This is a genomic window from Gemmobacter serpentinus (genome assembly GCF_008973825.1).
Taxonomy (GTDB): domain Bacteria; phylum Pseudomonadota; class Alphaproteobacteria; order Rhodobacterales; family Rhodobacteraceae; genus Gemmobacter; species Gemmobacter serpentinus.
On the sequence record NZ_WCHR01000034.1, the window covers coordinates 13,759 to 28,059 of the forward strand.

16 protein-coding genes and 1 pseudogene are annotated in these 14,301 nt (G+C 65.2%); all 17 read right to left on the reverse strand.

The genetic code is table 11. The annotated features are described in order from the left end of the window. Nucleotides 1–87: 87 nt before the first annotated feature. On the reverse strand, nucleotides 88–3,987 hold the full coding sequence (locus GBJ34_RS16950) for a baseplate multidomain protein megatron (protein ID WP_151720382.1): 3,900 nt from the start codon (nucleotides 3,985–3,987) through the stop codon (nucleotides 88–90). Beyond that, the gene (locus GBJ34_RS16955; RefSeq protein WP_151720383.1) at nucleotides 3,988–4,428 is read right to left on the reverse strand and encodes an NlpC/P60 family protein; all 441 of its coding nucleotides are present in this window, start codon (nucleotides 4,426–4,428) and stop codon (nucleotides 3,988–3,990) included. It lies immediately after the preceding gene. Beyond that, nucleotides 4,428–5,315 (reverse strand): DUF2163 domain-containing protein, encoded by an 888-nt coding sequence (locus GBJ34_RS16960; RefSeq protein WP_151720384.1) that lies wholly within the window; start codon nucleotides 5,313–5,315, stop codon nucleotides 4,428–4,430. The genes GBJ34_RS16955 and GBJ34_RS16960 overlap by 1 nt, the downstream gene beginning before the upstream one ends. Then, on the reverse strand, nucleotides 5,312–5,944 hold the full coding sequence (locus GBJ34_RS16965) for a DUF2460 domain-containing protein (RefSeq protein ID WP_151720385.1): 633 nt from the start codon (nucleotides 5,942–5,944) through the stop codon (nucleotides 5,312–5,314). The genes GBJ34_RS16960 and GBJ34_RS16965 overlap by 4 nt, the downstream gene beginning before the upstream one ends. A 12-nt stretch (nucleotides 5,945–5,956) precedes the next feature. Then, nucleotides 5,957–6,607, reverse strand: coding sequence for a phage tail tape measure protein (locus GBJ34_RS16970; protein ID WP_151720386.1), 651 nt, complete (start codon nucleotides 6,605–6,607; stop codon nucleotides 5,957–5,959). A 16-nt stretch (nucleotides 6,608–6,623) separates the two neighbouring features. Beyond that, nucleotides 6,624–6,818: pseudogene (locus GBJ34_RS16975) on the reverse strand (rcc01693 family protein); the annotation flags it as partial. Further along, entirely contained in the window at nucleotides 6,815–7,141 is a 327-nt protein-coding gene (locus GBJ34_RS16980; protein WP_151720388.1) for a gene transfer agent family protein, read from the reverse strand. The gene GBJ34_RS16980 and the pseudogene GBJ34_RS16975, both read right to left, overlap by 4 nt. Continuing rightward, nucleotides 7,141–7,554 carry a phage major tail protein, TP901-1 family gene (locus GBJ34_RS16985; protein ID WP_151720389.1) on the reverse strand — a complete coding sequence of 138 codons (414 nt, stop codon included), beginning with the start codon at nucleotides 7,552–7,554 and terminating at the stop codon, nucleotides 7,141–7,143. Before GBJ34_RS16985 ends, GBJ34_RS16980 begins: the two co-directional genes overlap by 1 nt. Nucleotides 7,555–7,629: 75 nt before the next feature. Beyond that, nucleotides 7,630–8,022, reverse strand: a complete 393-nt coding sequence (locus GBJ34_RS16990) for a DUF3168 domain-containing protein (RefSeq protein ID WP_151720390.1) — start codon at nucleotides 8,020–8,022, stop codon at nucleotides 7,630–7,632. Continuing rightward, on the reverse strand, nucleotides 8,019–8,357 hold the full coding sequence (locus GBJ34_RS16995) for a head-tail adaptor protein (RefSeq protein ID WP_151720391.1): 339 nt from the start codon (nucleotides 8,355–8,357) through the stop codon (nucleotides 8,019–8,021). Before GBJ34_RS16995 ends, GBJ34_RS16990 begins: the two co-directional genes overlap by 4 nt. Next, a complete protein-coding gene (locus GBJ34_RS17000) occupies nucleotides 8,354–8,950 on the reverse strand; it encodes a head-tail connector protein (protein ID WP_151720392.1) in 597 nt (198 codons plus the stop codon). The genes GBJ34_RS16995 and GBJ34_RS17000 overlap by 4 nt, the downstream gene beginning before the upstream one ends. Before the next feature lie 162 nt (nucleotides 8,951–9,112). Further along, nucleotides 9,113–10,270 carry a phage major capsid protein gene (locus GBJ34_RS17005; protein WP_226341253.1) on the reverse strand — a complete coding sequence of 386 codons (1,158 nt, stop codon included), beginning with the start codon at nucleotides 10,268–10,270 and terminating at the stop codon, nucleotides 9,113–9,115. Nucleotides 10,271–10,364: 94 nt separating this feature from the next. Next, nucleotides 10,365–10,934, reverse strand: a complete 570-nt coding sequence (locus GBJ34_RS17010) for an HK97 family phage prohead protease (protein ID WP_151720393.1) — start codon at nucleotides 10,932–10,934, stop codon at nucleotides 10,365–10,367. Continuing rightward, nucleotides 10,934–11,203: a GTA head formation protein, RCAP_rcc01685 family gene (locus GBJ34_RS17015; protein WP_151720394.1), complete on the reverse strand. Its 270-nt coding sequence runs from the start codon at nucleotides 11,201–11,203 to the stop codon at nucleotides 10,934–10,936. Before GBJ34_RS17015 ends, GBJ34_RS17010 begins: the two co-directional genes overlap by 1 nt. Further along, nucleotides 11,200–12,375 carry a phage portal protein gene (locus tag GBJ34_RS17020; RefSeq protein WP_151720395.1) on the reverse strand — a complete coding sequence of 392 codons (1,176 nt, stop codon included), beginning with the start codon at nucleotides 12,373–12,375 and terminating at the stop codon, nucleotides 11,200–11,202. The genes GBJ34_RS17015 and GBJ34_RS17020 overlap by 4 nt, the downstream gene beginning before the upstream one ends. A gap of 193 nt (nucleotides 12,376–12,568) precedes the next feature. Beyond that, nucleotides 12,569–13,912 carry a DNA-packaging protein gene (locus GBJ34_RS17025; protein WP_449727762.1) on the reverse strand — a complete coding sequence of 448 codons (1,344 nt, stop codon included), beginning with the start codon at nucleotides 13,910–13,912 and terminating at the stop codon, nucleotides 12,569–12,571. Next, complete coding sequence (locus GBJ34_RS20890; protein WP_151720396.1) at nucleotides 13,860–14,189, reverse strand: hypothetical protein; 330 nt, start codon at nucleotides 14,187–14,189, stop codon at nucleotides 13,860–13,862. Before GBJ34_RS20890 ends, GBJ34_RS17025 begins: the two co-directional genes overlap by 53 nt. Between the last annotated feature and the right edge of the window lie 112 nt (nucleotides 14,190–14,301).

Below are 14,301 nucleotides of genomic sequence, written 5' to 3' on the forward strand. Positions count from 1 at the left end.
AATATAGCCGAATTGCTGCAAACGACCAGAGGCTCGCAGCGGCTTGAATGCAAAGCCCCCGGCGCGAAGTCCGGGGGCTTTGATCGGTCAAAGGTCAAGGACCAGCCGCCGCATCGGGCCCGGCCCATACCGATCCGAAATCTGCGCGACAGAAAACGTCACTTCGCCAAAGCCGCCATCGCCGGATTGCTGCGCTGCAGTCCAGGTCCAGGCCGGTGCGCTGATCTCTGCCTCGCGCAACAAGGTGGCGTCCTTGTGGATCTGCACATGGTATTCCTCGCGCTCCTCGCCCAATGGCACCTCGCGTGATTGCCAGCTGTCGCCATCAATCCGGCTGCGGCGGATCCAGGTGAAGCGCAGATCGCCATCAGGCTGACGGCTGGCTTTCAGATGCACCGGCGCGTAGGGACGCAGCCCCACGCCGTCAAAGCTGCGCTCGGAATGCAGCACCGCCGCATCATCATAGCCCTTGGACGCCAACCCGACCCGGTAATGCCGCGACAGGCCGCGGGCTGAAGCCGCCAGATCAACCTGCGTCAGACTGCGATCCAGAAGCACGATCTGGCTGCCTTCCGGCCAAAGTGCGGGCATGATCGCATCGGTGCCAGCCTGCCCGCGCAGCCGATGCGACACCTCCCACAGCTGCGGTGCGACCAGATTGGCGGTGCAGAACTGGAAGACCTCCCAGTGGCCGGTTTCCGGGTTACCGATCGCCATGGCATTGGCACCATTCAGCACCGCCCGCGGTGAGGCGGATGACAGCGTGCCGGAACTCAGCCGGATCCGCAGCGGCTCTCCCCGGTCCCAAAGCCCGGGATCGGCCGACCGCAGCACCGTCTGGCTGCGGCCAACCGTCGACCCCACCACGATGTTGCGGTTCAGCTTGTAATCCTCATCCGAATCCGAGGACCAAAGCCCGACCTGCCCGCGCCATGGCCTGGCCGCGATTGCAATATGGGGCGCATGTGGCACCTCGTCCCCGGTCATCAGCGGCAGATCCAGAAAGACCGGATAGACCGGCAGCTCCGGCACATAGCCGCGTGGCGGCACCGGCACCTCGACGAAATCCGACGGCCGATAGACCCCGGGTTCGGTGCGGGTGGCCTCGGCCAGCATCACGTCGCCCAGATCAACCCGGTCCAGCCGATATCGATCCTGCCCGATCCGAACCACATCCCCGGCCCCAAGATGCGACAGGCTGCGCGGCAGGGCAAAGCGGGCCGTATCCCGCGACACCCGCGCCTCGGTCAGCCAGCGTTCGGCGATGCTGACGCCTTCGGCGGCGGTCAGCAACAAGGGCAGATCGGTCTGCGACACCGATGGCGCGGTGTCCTCAGGCATCCGGGTTTCCGACACGCGAATCTCGAAATCGGCCTCGGCCAGATAATGCCCGATCAACACCCGCCCAGACAGATCGCCATCGGGGCTGCGCAGCATCTCGATCCGCCCCGGTAACTCATCACTGATTGCCAGTTGGTCTAGGCTGAGGTCAGCATCGGCCTGCCCGTCCCGCATCAGGAAGATCAGCTTGCCCTCACGCTCCACCGCTTCGAACCCATATGCCAGCATCAAGACCTGCAGCGCAGATCGTGCCGATCCCAGCTGATCCAGCATGAATCCCCGCACCACGCCGCGCAGGTCGCTGACATCGATGCGGGTCATCCCTGCCGCCTCGCAGATCTCGGCCACCACCGCCGCAAGCGACTGATGACTGGCCCGGCCTGTCAGCCAATGCCCGCGCTGGTAGTTGTCACCATCCGACCAGATGCCGCCCTCATTGGGAAAGGCCGGAAACGGCCGCGCGTCCCACGCCCAGACATGCGCGCGCGACCAGTCGATCATCGGACCGCCATAGATCGGTGATACCGGATTGTTCTCCGGTAAAGTCCAATGGTCGTGCATCGCGATCAGATATTGGAACTGCATCAGATCGTCACGCCGGCCGCTGGAATATTTCGGCAGCAAAGATTCCGATGATTTCGGATCGAGGAACTTGTTTGGCTGGTTCGCACCTTTATCAAGGGCTGCACAACCATATTCGGTGAACCAGACCGGCTTTGACTGCGGGACCCACGCTGTGGGGAATGCCGCACGCGCGCCGCCCGGGCGGTCGAAATGGCGGTGTGACCACCAGGCGCGAATATCCTTGTAGCGAAACACCCATGGCTCATCATAGGCCCCATCGGTGATCGACTTGCGACGCTGTGACGCCTCGCCCTCGGGGCTATCATAATACCAGGCATAGCCTTCGCCGCCTTCGACATTGGCCTTGAGGTAGTCAAGGTTGTGGATCGAGCCCCAGCCAGCATCAGCATGGTCATCCCCATCACGCCAATCCGACAGCGGCATGTAATTGTCGATGCCGATGAAATCGACATTCTCATCTGCCCAGAACGGGTCGAGATGGAAATAGACATGCGGGCCGGTGTGATATCCGAAATATTCGGTCCAATCCGCCGCGTAAGATATCTTGGTTGCGGGCCCCAGAATCGCGCGCACCTCTGCGGCCAGTTGCCGCAAGGCCGTGACTGCCGGAAAGCTGTCGCCCGCGCCACGGATCGTGGTCAACCCGACCATTTCGGACCCCACACAAAAGGCATCCACACCGCCCGCCGCAGCGCAAAGATGTGCGTAATGCAGCACGAAGCGACGGAACTTCCATTCGTCAGGGCCGCTGTAGCTGACCGTTTCGCCACTCAGGCCGAAATCGGCAGGCGCCGCGGTGCCAAAGAACGCAGCCACCTCCGCCGTCGCAGCCGCCGTCCGGTCAGTCGTGCCTGTTTGCCCGGGTGCCTTCTCCAGCGTGATGCGCCCGCGCCAGGGCAGCGCAGGTTGGCTGGCAGCGCCCGTCCACGGGTTCGCAAGGCCATTCCCCGCCAGCTGATCCATCAGGATGAACGGATAGAACATGACGGCCCGCCCCTGCGCGCGCAGACTGCGGATCGCCTCAATGACCGATGCATCCGACGGGGTGCCGCCATACACGGAATGGCCACTGACGCGTGGCACCTCCTGCGCCTCGGCCCGGCCGATCCCGCCCGCGCGCCAGATCTGTGGCGCAGCCTCATCATCTTTCTGTTCGACTTTGGGCCGCACCTCACACTGACCGCAACGCAGATCCGTGCCAAACCATGACACCACCAGCGAAACCGAGCCGCAATCAGGCAGTTCGACCCCCAGCTGATGCATCGACACCGCCATATCCGTGCGCTCCTGGGGGGTGTGCACATTGGCCGAACGCAGCACCTCATCGCCTTGGGCGTAATGCACCTTGGTGCTGGACAGCGAAAACTCACCCGTGCCCGGGATCAACGCGACCGCGCGCACCGCGTCGCGCAAATCTGTCATACCATTTGCAAGATGGCCCTGCGCTGGACGGATCACCTCAAAGGAAAACTGCGGCACGCGGTTGCCGAACCGCCCAAGATCCAGCCCCTCGATCACCACATAGGCAATACCGCGATAGGCCGGGGCCTGGTCCACGCCCTGCACCGCCGCGATCTTCGGGTCGGGCAATTGCGTCTCGCTGCCGGTATAGATCCGCAGGTTCAGCGTGTTCGGCGCGATCTCGGTCCCATCGGCCCAGATCCGCTCAATGCCCGAGATGCGCCCCTCGCACAATGCAACGGCAAGGGACACGCTATAGGAATAGGTCGTCGTTGCGGGGCCTTTTGGCGCGCCTTTGCCACCACCGCTGGTGCTCACCGTTTCCTCGAAGCGGCTGGCCCAGATCACCTGACCCGCCACCCGCATCCGCCCCCAGACCCGACCGACCGCCGCGCCCTCGGATGCCCCCATAAGTCGGAACCGCTCCACCCGGCCGATCTCTACCGCGTCAGAGCCGCCCCCCAGCACACGCTGGTCAATCGCCCGACCAATGGTCGCGCCGACCGCACGCCCGATCACGGCGCCCGATAGGCCCAGAACCGTGCCGCCAAAGCCCGCGCCGATCGCCGAACCGGCTGCCGAAAGAAGGATCGTCGCCATTCAAAAAGCTCCTGCGGGAAACGCAAAACGTGCCACGATCCGACGCCGCCAAGGCGCAGAAAGCGGACTTTCTATGACACCATGCCCGGTATAGGCATGAATGAACGTGGCCACGGCTCCAATGCCGCCCTGCAATCCAAGATGCTTGGCAATGGCCCCGTCGCGCATTCTGAACAGCAGCACATCCCCAGCAGCTTCGTCCTGCACGGCTTTTTCTGTCAGATGGCGCAGCGCAGCGGCCAGCAGCACCTCCGCGCCCGATGGCTCTGCCCAGTCCTGCGTGTAGGGCGGGACCACCTCGGGTTCCGCCCCGATCACCGCGCGCCAAACCCCGCGCAGCAGGCCAAGGCAGTCGGTGCCTGCACCCTTCACCGAACACTGGTGCAGATAGGGCGTGCCAATCCAGCCGCGCGCTTCGGCCACGATCCGCGCCCCCGGCATCAGCGCAACCTCCCGCCATCATTGACCGTGGTCGAGGTCGGATAGGACGAGATCCAATCCTCGCCCGGAATGTGAGGAAATCCGCGAAAATTTATGAAATTATTGAATTTTCCTAGACATGTCTCCGCGCGTTTGTCACAGCCTGCAATCAGCCGGATCCGGTCGCCCGGCGCGATATCGATGGCAAAGGCTTGCCACATCTCGACGCTGCGGCTGCCATCTGCCGCAAGACGATCCGCCTTCACAACGCCCTCCAACCCGGCACCGTCGCCGTCCAGAACGATCAACCGCCCGCGCTCAAACCAGCGATCTTCAAAGCCGGTGAAAGCGGCGAAGCAGAAGATCTGTCGGTCTTCGGCATTTTGCACCGCACGCTCGGTCGTAAAGCCTGGCTGATCGGTCACAAACCTGCACGCCCTGTCCCCAAGGGCTGCGCCGCACAGCCGGTGATACACCCGGCCCTGCACCTGATTGACCTGTTCGGCCAATCCGCGAAGTTCGGCGCTGAAGCTGCCACCAACCCGTGTCAGTTCGCCAAGGCTGCCTCGAAACTGCATCATCCGTTGCGAGGTGTCTGCCCAGTTCACCGCCCAGGCACGCAGCTCGGCGCGGTCATAGCGTCCGGCCAGAACATCCGCCTCTGTGATCGCCGCATCACTCAACGCACCGATTGCCTCGCTGTTGTCGACGGCAAGGCCGGTGCTCTGCTGCAAGGCGCGCGCCGTCATCCCGGAACTGGCCTTGAAGGTGATGCCTTCAAAGCTCAGATCCCGGTCATGATCCGTGAAGCCCAGAACCACGCCGTCGCGCCGGGTCACCGCCCAGGCTTGACAAGCGGTCGTGGTGCCGCTGGCCATATGGCTCAGATACGCGTTCTTGCCCGTCATATCCGCACCTCGACCACGGGCACCGACGGCACGTCACCTGCCTGAAACGATGCCATCGAACATTGGATGCGATCGGTGTCGAAACGCACCGGCACATCGAATTCGAACCCCGCATAGACCTCTGCCCCTTTCGGTGGCGCGGTTTCAAAGGTGATCTCGCCCGTCGTCAGGTCCACCGTAAACTCCTGCCCCTCGACCTTGATGTCGCGATCCACCGCGACCAGAAGACTGCCTGCAACCGGCTTGCTGATCGGACGCACATAGGTTTGCGCGCCAGAGCGGTAGGTTTTGCGCAAGCCAAACTGCGTCTGGCCGCCGGTCCCGGTGCCAAGGTTCTGGTCAAAGGCCGTGACGGCGCGCGCGGCAGGGCCAGAGCGGTAGTCCGACCAATCCTTCCAGCGAAAGCCATGAAGCTGTCCGCGTCGCGCCTCGAAGAACGCGATCAGTGCCTCGACATCCTCCAAGGACCGCAATCCGACGCCTGCATCGTAGCGGCGGCGCGAATGCGCCCATGGCGTGTTCCGCTCTTCAAAGCCATTGGCCAAGGTCACGATCTCGGTCCGCCGCTCTGGCCCACCGATGGAGCCGAAGCTGAGATTGGCCGGAAAGCGGATCTCGTGGAATCCCATGATATTCCCCTTTCAGCGATTGCGCTGACCGCGCGCCAAGGCGCGGCTTGCCTGCGCCGCGATCTGGCTCTGGCTGCGTTGAAAGCCCTGCACATCGGGCGTTGCGATGTTCATCACCACGGTCACCGGCCGGCCGCCGGCGGCCTGCACGCCAAGCCTGCCATCCGCACCGCGGGCCAGAGGCATGATCGCCTCCGGCCCAGCCTCGCCCATCAACCCGGTGCCACCCCGCATCGGAAAGCTGACGGGTGAGGCGACAACCCCGCCTTTGGCAAAGGGCATCACCCGCCCTTGGGTGAAGGCACCGCCCTTGGCGAAGGGCATTATGCCGCCGATCAGCCCGTTCAAGCCTTCGGCGACAAAGCCGCCGACCGCCGATTGCACTGGTTTCATCGCCAGATTGTAGACCGTGTCGACCATGCTCTGCGCGACGGATTTCAGCGCGTCTGACAGTTTCATCCCGTCAAAGACGAGCCCGTCAAACGCGCCGCGCAGACCCCGCCCGATGCCGGTCGCCAGGTGGTCAACCTCACGCCCGGTGAAAACCAGACTGTCGCGCAGCCGTGCCAGGTCACCATCAAACCCGGATACCACCGCGCCCGTCCCGGCCAGCGTTGCCTCCAGCGCGGCGATCTGGTCTTCCAATGTCTCCGTCTGCGCCATCGCGGGCGTCCTCCGTCTTGTCAGGCTTCACATCGGGAAAGGCCGCGCGCAGTTCATCCAGCCGTGCGCGCGTCAGCGCCGGGGCGGCAACCTCCGCCCCCAGCATGATCCGCAATTCCTGCGGTGTCAGGCTCCAGAACACGGCGGGGTGCAGATGCAAGCCCCGCAGCCCTGCCCGCAATAACGCGGGCCAGTCAAAGCCCCGCCTCATTTTGCTGGCGGCCCAGGTTCGGCAAAGGCGCGGGCCAGAAGATCCGCCGCGATGCGCGCAGCCGCCAGCAAGCCACCGCCGATCTCGACCTTCGCCAGATCGGCAGCGTTGCCCTGCCATCCACCGCCCCGAAGCCCTGGCACGATCAGCGCCAGCACGTCCCGCGCCGTGAATCCGCCCGCCTCGAACCGCTCTACCAGGTCGATCAGCCCGCCGCTTTCCATTGTGGCCTCCAGCTCCGCCAGTGCCCCCAGCGTCAGCTTCGCGACATGGGGTTGCCCATCGATGACAATCGCCACCTCGCCCGCCCAAGGGTTCACCATCACAGTGCCGTAAAGGTCAGCGCCCCGGCAGAGGCCAGCGTCAGCTCATAGGTTGCCTCGCCATTATGGCTGCCCGCATATTCGATGGCCGAGATCTGAAACGGCCCCTGCACCACGCCGAAATCCGGGATCACCACCTGAAACTGCGGCACTTCGCCCGCGAAAAAGATCTGCCTTGCGCGCTCATCGGTATCGGCATCCCGAAACACGCCGGATCCCGAGATCGAGGCCGAGCGCACCCCAGCCCCCGCCAGCAGCTCGCGCCATCCCCCCGCACTATCAAGGCTGGTGACATCCACCGTTTCGGCATTGAAACTGATCCGTGAGGCCCGCAGGCCCGCAATCGTCTCGAATTGAAGACTGCCATTGATATCGATTTTCACCAGCAGATCCTTGCCGCTTTGCACAGCCATGGCTTTCTCCGATTTTGCGCTGTAATTGCCAATTTATCCGCAGAAGGGTCGGCAATATTGTTCGATTTGTATAAATCAGGCTTCAACACGCGCGACAAAGCGCAGGTCAATCCGTCTTGCGGATCCCGCCTCCAGCCGCCGGGCCTGCGCCCTAAGGAAGCGCAGATAGACCAGCCGCCCCCGGCTCAGCGTCAGACCGGCATTCACCAATGCATCCGAGACCTGCACGGCAATCGCCTTTGCCTGAAGAAATCCCTCGGCATCCGAGATCACGCTGATGACCAGCCGATGCTCTGCGCCGCCCCCAGACCCGTCACTGGCATCCAGCGCCTCTTCTGGCCCCAGCAGCACGAAACTGCCAGTGCCGCCACCCGCCGGCAGCGCATCATGGATCGCGACCCCTGGCAATTGCGCGACCAGGCGCTGATAGATCGCCCCCTGCAGGGCTGCCGCCACGCCATAGCTCATATCGGGCCCTCCTCGCGGGCAAAACAGGTCAGATAGCGCCCTGCCGGATCGGCCTCGGTCACCGCCAGAATGTCAAAGGCCCGCACGCCGTCACGAAAGCGTTGCCCCGGTTTGGGGCGCGATGCGGCCCCCTGTGGCGCCCCGCGCACCGTGATCTTGCTGGTGACCGCGGCCAGAACCACCTCCTCGCCCGTTGCGTCGCGACCGCTCGCCGCCCGCAGATCAGCCCAAAGGGTGCCGCGCGTGACCCAGCTTGCCACAAAGCCCCCGGCACCGTCCGCGATGCGCTCCATCTCCTCCAGAACCAGGCGGCGTGTCAGATGCGGCGCGTTCATGCCTCCCTCCCGCCCAGAACCCGAATATTGCGCCAGGTCTCGATCAGCGCCTGAACCGTCATCGGCAAAGCCCGCGCGCCACCCACCTCGTGACGTGTCTCGTAGAACTGCGCGGCCAGCATCAACACTGCCTGCGCCAGATCGCCAGGCAGGCTTGCCCAGGACGCGCCAAACCCTGCGGTAAAGACGATCTCGACCTGGCCATCACCCGGCACCGTCGGCAACAGCAGCCCGACCCCCTCCAGCCTTGGCCGGTGACGATCCAAACGCAGCCGGTAGCGCGCCGGGGCCACCACCTGTGTGGCCCCCCCGGCCTCCACCAGCGTCACACTGGCGATCGAACTGACCGGGGCCAGCGGCAAGGCCTGGGCCGCCGGGTCGCGCCAAGCTGTCAGCACCAGCCGAAAGCTGCGGCTCAACAGCGCCTTGCCGATCCGCCCCTCGATCGCGGCGATTGCCGCCCGCAGCGAGCTTTCGATCAGCCCATCCTGCATCCCGTCATCGGAAAACCCGGTGCCCAGCCGCAGGTGATCCCGCAAGCCCTGCATCGGCAGCGCCGCAAGCGGCACCGTGCTCAGTTCGGTCAACATCATGGTTCAGCTCCGATGATCCCCGCTCCCCCAGCCAATGCCCGATGACTCGGGCCGGACGCGCGCATCCCGCACCACTCGGACGGAGGGGGGAGCAGCTAGAAGGCGCAGAGGTGGCGCGCGTCCGTCGGTTCAGGCCGGATGCGGCCGGAACCATCTCACCCGTCAGGAGACGGCGATCTTCAGCAGCTTGATCGCAGCGAAATCAGTCACCTCGCCGCCAACCCGCTTGCTGGCATAAAACAGCACATGCGGCTTGGCCGAGAACGGGTCGCGCAGCATCCGCAGATCCGGGCGTTCCGCGATGGTATAGCCGGATTTGAAGTCGCCAAAGGCCACAGGATAGGCATTGGCCCCGATGTCAGGCATATCCTCGCAGATCAGCACCGGATAGCCCATCAGCCGCGCAGGCTCGCCTGCGGCCAGCCCGTCCGACCACATGAACCGCCCATCGGCATCCTTCATCTTGCGCACAGCGCCCGCGGTTTTGGAGTTCATCACGAAGCTCGCATTGGCGCGGTAATCTGCGCCAAGCGCATAGACCAGCGAAATGATGCAATCCGCCGCATTGGTCGTGGCAAAATCCGCTGCAGCCCCGCTTGGAATGTAACCAAGGCTCCCCCAGGTCCAGCTGGCATTCGCAACCTTCCCGGGCAGCAGAATACCCTTGGGCTTGTCCACCCCGTCCCCCGAAACGAAAGCCGCCGATTCCGCCCGGATGAAGCGCGTGGCGATCTTGCCGGCAAGCCAGCCCTCCACGTCAAAGGCGCTGTCATCCAGCAGCCGCTGGCTGGCCTTCGGCATGGCCGACAACTCGTGCAGCTTGATGGAGATGCGCTCGATGGTGGGGGTGGATGTCTCGGTCTGCGCCGCAACCTCGGTCGCCCAGCCCGACCCGACCTCACTCCGGTCGATCAGCACGTCAAAGGACGCCCCCTCCACCTGCACCACATTGGCAATCGCCCGCAGGCTCGAGGTCGAGACCAGCATGGACCGGATCGTATCGGCCGTGCGCGGATCCACCAGATAGCCGCCATCGGCCGCCACTGCACTGGACATGGCCTTGCCTTCCAGCACCAGGCCGCGCAGCGCATCATCATCGCCGGTGCGGATATAGGCGTCAAAGGCCTTCACATGCGGCACCTCCACCTCGGCCGAGGCCGACAGGGCCGGGCGGCCATAGGCCATCGTCTTCGCGTTCAGCATGGTCAGTCGCTCTTCCTGTTGTTGCAACGCAGATTTCACTTCACCCTGAAAGCCATTGAACTCTTTCAGAAATCCGGCCATCGCGATGGCCATGTCGGTGGGCGTGGCCTCGGTCATGGCTCCGCCTCCCCGCAACTCCTTGCCGGTCATCATCACACTCTCTCCAGTCATGGATCACTTGGCGCGCCGCCTGGCCCGGGCGCGTCGGGTCTCACCTTGCGGCCAGCCGCTCCCGCGCAGCCTCAAACAGCGCCGCCAATGCCTGCCAGTTTTCACCCGCAGGCACCGCCTTGGCCGCAACCCGCGCCTCGGGCTGCATGGGAAAGGTCACCAGCGACACTTCCCAAAGATCCAGTTCGGTCAGCTGTCGCCCCTTGGCCTCGCGCAGCGCCTTCACCGTGCGATAGCCGATCGACAGCCCGTCAATCGCGCCCGCCGCCAGCAGCGCCGCCGCCTCGCGGCCCTTCGCCACCTCGGGCAAAAGCCGCCCCTTGACCCAAAGCCCGGTCGCATCTTCGCGCATCTCGTCCCAGACGCCGATGGGCTGGGCCGGGTCGTGCTGCCACAGCATCTTCACCCGTCGCCCCGCCGCCGCAAGCGCCGCCAGCGATGCCGCATAGGCCCCGGCCTGCACCACATCGCCACCATGATCGCGCTTGCCAAACAGGCTTGCGTAACCCGCAATCACATGGCCCTCGCTGACCGTCAGCCCCGGCCCCGCCTCGGGGGCCAGCGCCACGAACTTGCGCTCGGGCGCGCCATTTCCGTTGAAATCCTGCATCATCCCCTCATCGCCGCCCTCAGAACCGCCTCCGCCCCCTGCGCCAGCAGAAAGGCCGCGACCCCGTAAACCCCCAGCCAGATCCGCTTCTCCAACCGCTCCAGCGTCGTCTCGATCTGGCCCAGCCGGTATTCCAGCGCGGCCCAGCGTTGTTCCGCCACCCGCTCATTGGCCTCGATCCGGGCATGGGCTGCGTCGAAACTGTCGTAAAGGAAGCGCGACCCGCCCCCGCCCGGCCCGGCACCTGACGCGGCTCCAGCTCTGGTCATGGCACCTCCGCCAGCGGCGGCAGCCCCAGCAGCGCGCGCTTCTCGGCCTGGGTCAGAAAATCGGCCGCCCCCACCCGCGCCCATTGCTGGTCCCGCTCCACAGCAAGGGCGGGCACCTGATCCAGATCGGGGCGCAACTCCGCCATCTCGCCGCTGAAGCCTTCCAGCCATTGCGACACCGCCGCCGTCACCTTCGCCACCAGCGGCAGCACCGTCAGCCGATAGAAGGCGCGATTGGCCTCCTGATAATTGGCATAGGTCGCATCGCCCGGAATGCCGATCAGCATCGGCGGCACGCCAAAGGCGATGCAGATCTCGCGCGCGGCCGACAGCTTGGTCTCGTGAAACTCCATATCCGAGGGGCTGAAGCCCATCGGCTTCCAATCCAGCCCGCCTTCCAGCAGCATCGGCCGCCCCGCATTGCGCGCGCCCTGATGATTGGCCTCCAGCTCACCGACCAACCGCTCATATTGATCTGCCGACAGCGTGCCTGCCCCTTCAGGCCCCTTGTAGACAATCGCCCCCGAAGGCCGCGCCGCATTGTCCAGCAGCGCCTTCGACCAGGACGAGGCACTGGAATGCACATCCACCGCAACTGCCGCCGCCTGCATCGGCGACAAGCCGTAATGATCGTCCTGCGGGTGGAAGCTGCGAATATGACAGATCGCCCCCATCCCGCCCGTCATCTCAAAGCGGTGTTTCCGCCCGCCTACGGTGTAATCATAGGCGACCGGCCAGCCATCCGCCCCTGGCACAAGGCTCATCCGGTCGGATCGCAGGACATGCAGCTCCGCCGGCACGCCACGCGCCCCCGGCACCGCCTCCAGATAGCCATTGCCGCTCAGCAGCAGCTGCGCATAAAGCGCCTCGAACAGATCGGCCCGCCCCTGTGCCGGATTGGGCCTGCGCAGCAGATCCAGCACCGGATGGCTGTCATAGCGCTGCGCCGCATCCTGCAACACCAGCGGCAAAGCCGCCGCCGCCTCTGAGATCAGCTTCACCACGCGAAAACCGATGGGATTGCCCTGAAAGCCGTTCTTCATCAGGCTGACCCCGTCGCGCGGGCTCCAGACCACCCGGCCCGAGGTTCCGAACGCCACCACCCGCCCCGTGGCCGAGGCCTTCTGCTCCGGCACCGCCTTTTCGGCGCGCCGCAGAAAATCGAACACCATCCCGCTCTCCCAGATTTCTGACCTGCTCCATGGCCCGGCACCGCCGACCAAACCCCGGTCCCGGGCCCGTGCCCCAAACCCGCTGACCCGCTGACCCGCTGACCCGCGACCACCCCAGATCCCCGGCCCCGCGCAACCACCCACATGCCCCATTTGCTGCTTGCCCAAATACTCCCGCCGGAGGCGTCCGCCGCTACAGCAGCCGCACCGCCGGCCGCAGCGCCGCCGCCGCCGGATCCACCATCAGCGCCGTCAAGGCCCAGACCAGGGCATCGACCCGGTCGGGCGATCCCTTGCCCTCATAGCCCCGCGACGTCATCCGGCACATCTGATCCTCCAGCCGTGCCAGATGGCGCAGATGGCTGACCCGGCCCTGCTCATAAAGGGCGGCCACCGGCTCGGCGCGCGCGACCTTGCCGCGTGAGGCCCGCACCGCCTTGTAGCTGACCAGCGGGTCAACCTGACGGATCACCGATTGCACCAGATCACCGCCCTGATTGACCTCTGCCACCAGCCGCTCGGCCCCATGGCGCTGCATCGCATCCACCGCCGCCCGCGCCCATTGATCGGGCGACGCGCCCTGCACCGAGGCATCCTCCAGCACATAGGCCCGCCAGTCCTGCACCGGCCCTTCTGTCACCGCGCCCACCACAACGATGCCGCATTCATCCGACCCGCCATGGCCCGTCACCGGCGGATCGACCGCCACCACCACCCGGCTCAGCCGCGGCACGATTGCAACCCGTGCGGCCTCGATCATCCCCGTCGTCCAAAGCGCCCCTTCCGCATCCTCCAGCAGCGCCCCTTCCAGCTCTTGGCGGCCAAGCCGCGTGCCGCCATAGCGCGCCTGCACTTCCGTGAGGAACGAGGCCGCCAAATGGGCCCGGTTCGCATCCGTCGGCGCATGGGTCACCACGCTGGACGGATTGTTCAAAATCGCCTTCAGCACCGCGACATTCTTTGGCGTCGTGGTCACCACCTGCTGCGGATTACCCCCCAGGCGCAGCGCGAATTGCAGCTGGTCCCAGGTTTCCTCGGCCTTCTTCCACTTCGCCAGTTCATCGACCCAGGCCGCATCGAATTGCGGTCCGCGCAAGCTCTCCGGCTCATGCGCCGAAAACACCTGCGCCGTGGCTCCATTGGGCCAGACCAGCCGCCTGCGGCCCGCCTCCCAGAGCGGGCGACGATCCGGCGGCGAACAGGCGATGATGCCGCTTTCGCCGAACACCATTACTTCGCGCACCTGATCGATGGTCTCGCCCACCAAGGCCAGCCGGCGCGCCCGCCCCGGATCGCCGGGCCGTGCGCCTTCCACCATCGTCCGCACCCATTCCGCCCCGGCGCGGGTCTTGCCCGCACCACGTCCCCCCATGACGACCCATGTCTTCCAGCCCCCTTCGGGTGGCAGTTGATGCGGCAGCGCCCAGAACTCGAACAGCCAGGGCAGCGCCAGCAGCGCCTCGTTGCTCAGGCCTGCCAGAAACTCATCCACCTGCTCCGGCGTCACGGAGGCGAGCCAGCCTGCGCCCGATCTCAGCCCGGGCTGCGGCGAAATCCAGTTCCCCGGCACCTCCGGCGACCCCGGCAATCTGCTTGCGGAGTTTGTCAACACGCGTCCTTTCATCCATCACCATCTGGAAGGCGAGCCGCAGGTCCTTCACCGCCTGCACGGCGGATTTGACCTCGGAGAAATCGCCCTCACGGACCTTCTGTGTCGCGGTCACCAGCTCCTGCGCCAGTTCCCGGTAATAGTTCTCGGTTGCCTGAAGAAGTGCTTCAGGCCCCGTCTCTCCCCCGGAGATACCCATGTCCATTCTGTCGTCGCCCGCCTCTCATGCCTCCGCACGAGTGAGCCGCCAGGGCCTTTCCCGGATACGTTCCGGGGCACAGGGCCTGCGTCTCTTCTAGCAAGGCCAGTAATAGCCA

What these genes read in the sequence shown, in the direction of transcription:
- GBJ34_RS16955 (WP_151720383.1), bottom strand. Translation starts at nt 4,428, where the DNA reads ATGCCGGGGGCGCGGATCGTGGCCGAAGCGCGCGGCTGGATTGGCACG.
- GBJ34_RS16995 (WP_151720391.1), bottom strand. Translation starts at nt 8,357, where the DNA reads ATGAACGCGCCGCATCTGACACGCCGCCTGGTTCTGGAGGAGATGGAG.
- GBJ34_RS16970 (WP_151720386.1), bottom strand. Translation starts at nt 6,607, where the DNA reads ATGGCGCAGACGGAGACATTGGAAGACCAGATCGCCGCGCTGGAGGCA.
- GBJ34_RS16965 (WP_151720385.1), bottom strand. Translation starts at nt 5,944, where the DNA reads ATGGGATTCCACGAGATCCGCTTTCCGGCCAATCTCAGCTTCGGCTCC.
- GBJ34_RS17015 (WP_151720394.1), bottom strand. Translation starts at nt 11,203, where the DNA reads ATGACCAGAGCTGGAGCCGCGTCAGGTGCCGGGCCGGGCGGGGGCGGG.
- GBJ34_RS20890 (WP_151720396.1), bottom strand. Translation starts at nt 14,189, where the DNA reads ATGGACATGGGTATCTCCGGGGGAGAGACGGGGCCTGAAGCACTTCTT.
- GBJ34_RS17010 (WP_151720393.1), bottom strand. Translation starts at nt 10,934, where the DNA reads ATGCAGGATTTCAACGGAAATGGCGCGCCCGAGCGCAAGTTCGTGGCG.
- GBJ34_RS17005 (WP_226341253.1), bottom strand. Translation starts at nt 10,270, where the DNA reads ATGACCGAGGCCACGCCCACCGACATGGCCATCGCGATGGCCGGATTT.
- GBJ34_RS16980 (WP_151720388.1), bottom strand. Translation starts at nt 7,141, where the DNA reads ATGGTGAACCCTTGGGCGGGCGAGGTGGCGATTGTCATCGATGGGCAA.
- GBJ34_RS17020 (WP_151720395.1), bottom strand. Translation starts at nt 12,375, where the DNA reads ATGGTGTTCGATTTTCTGCGGCGCGCCGAAAAGGCGGTGCCGGAGCAG.
- GBJ34_RS16950 (WP_151720382.1), bottom strand. Translation starts at nt 3,987, where the DNA reads ATGGCGACGATCCTTCTTTCGGCAGCCGGTTCGGCGATCGGCGCGGGC.
- GBJ34_RS16985 (WP_151720389.1), bottom strand. Translation starts at nt 7,554, where the DNA reads ATGGCTGTGCAAAGCGGCAAGGATCTGCTGGTGAAAATCGATATCAAT.
- GBJ34_RS17000 (WP_151720392.1), bottom strand. Translation starts at nt 8,950, where the DNA reads ATGATGTTGACCGAACTGAGCACGGTGCCGCTTGCGGCGCTGCCGATG.
- GBJ34_RS16960 (WP_151720384.1), bottom strand. Translation starts at nt 5,315, where the DNA reads ATGACGGGCAAGAACGCGTATCTGAGCCATATGGCCAGCGGCACCACG.
- GBJ34_RS16990 (WP_151720390.1), bottom strand. Translation starts at nt 8,022, where the DNA reads ATGAGCTATGGCGTGGCGGCAGCCCTGCAGGGGGCGATCTATCAGCGC.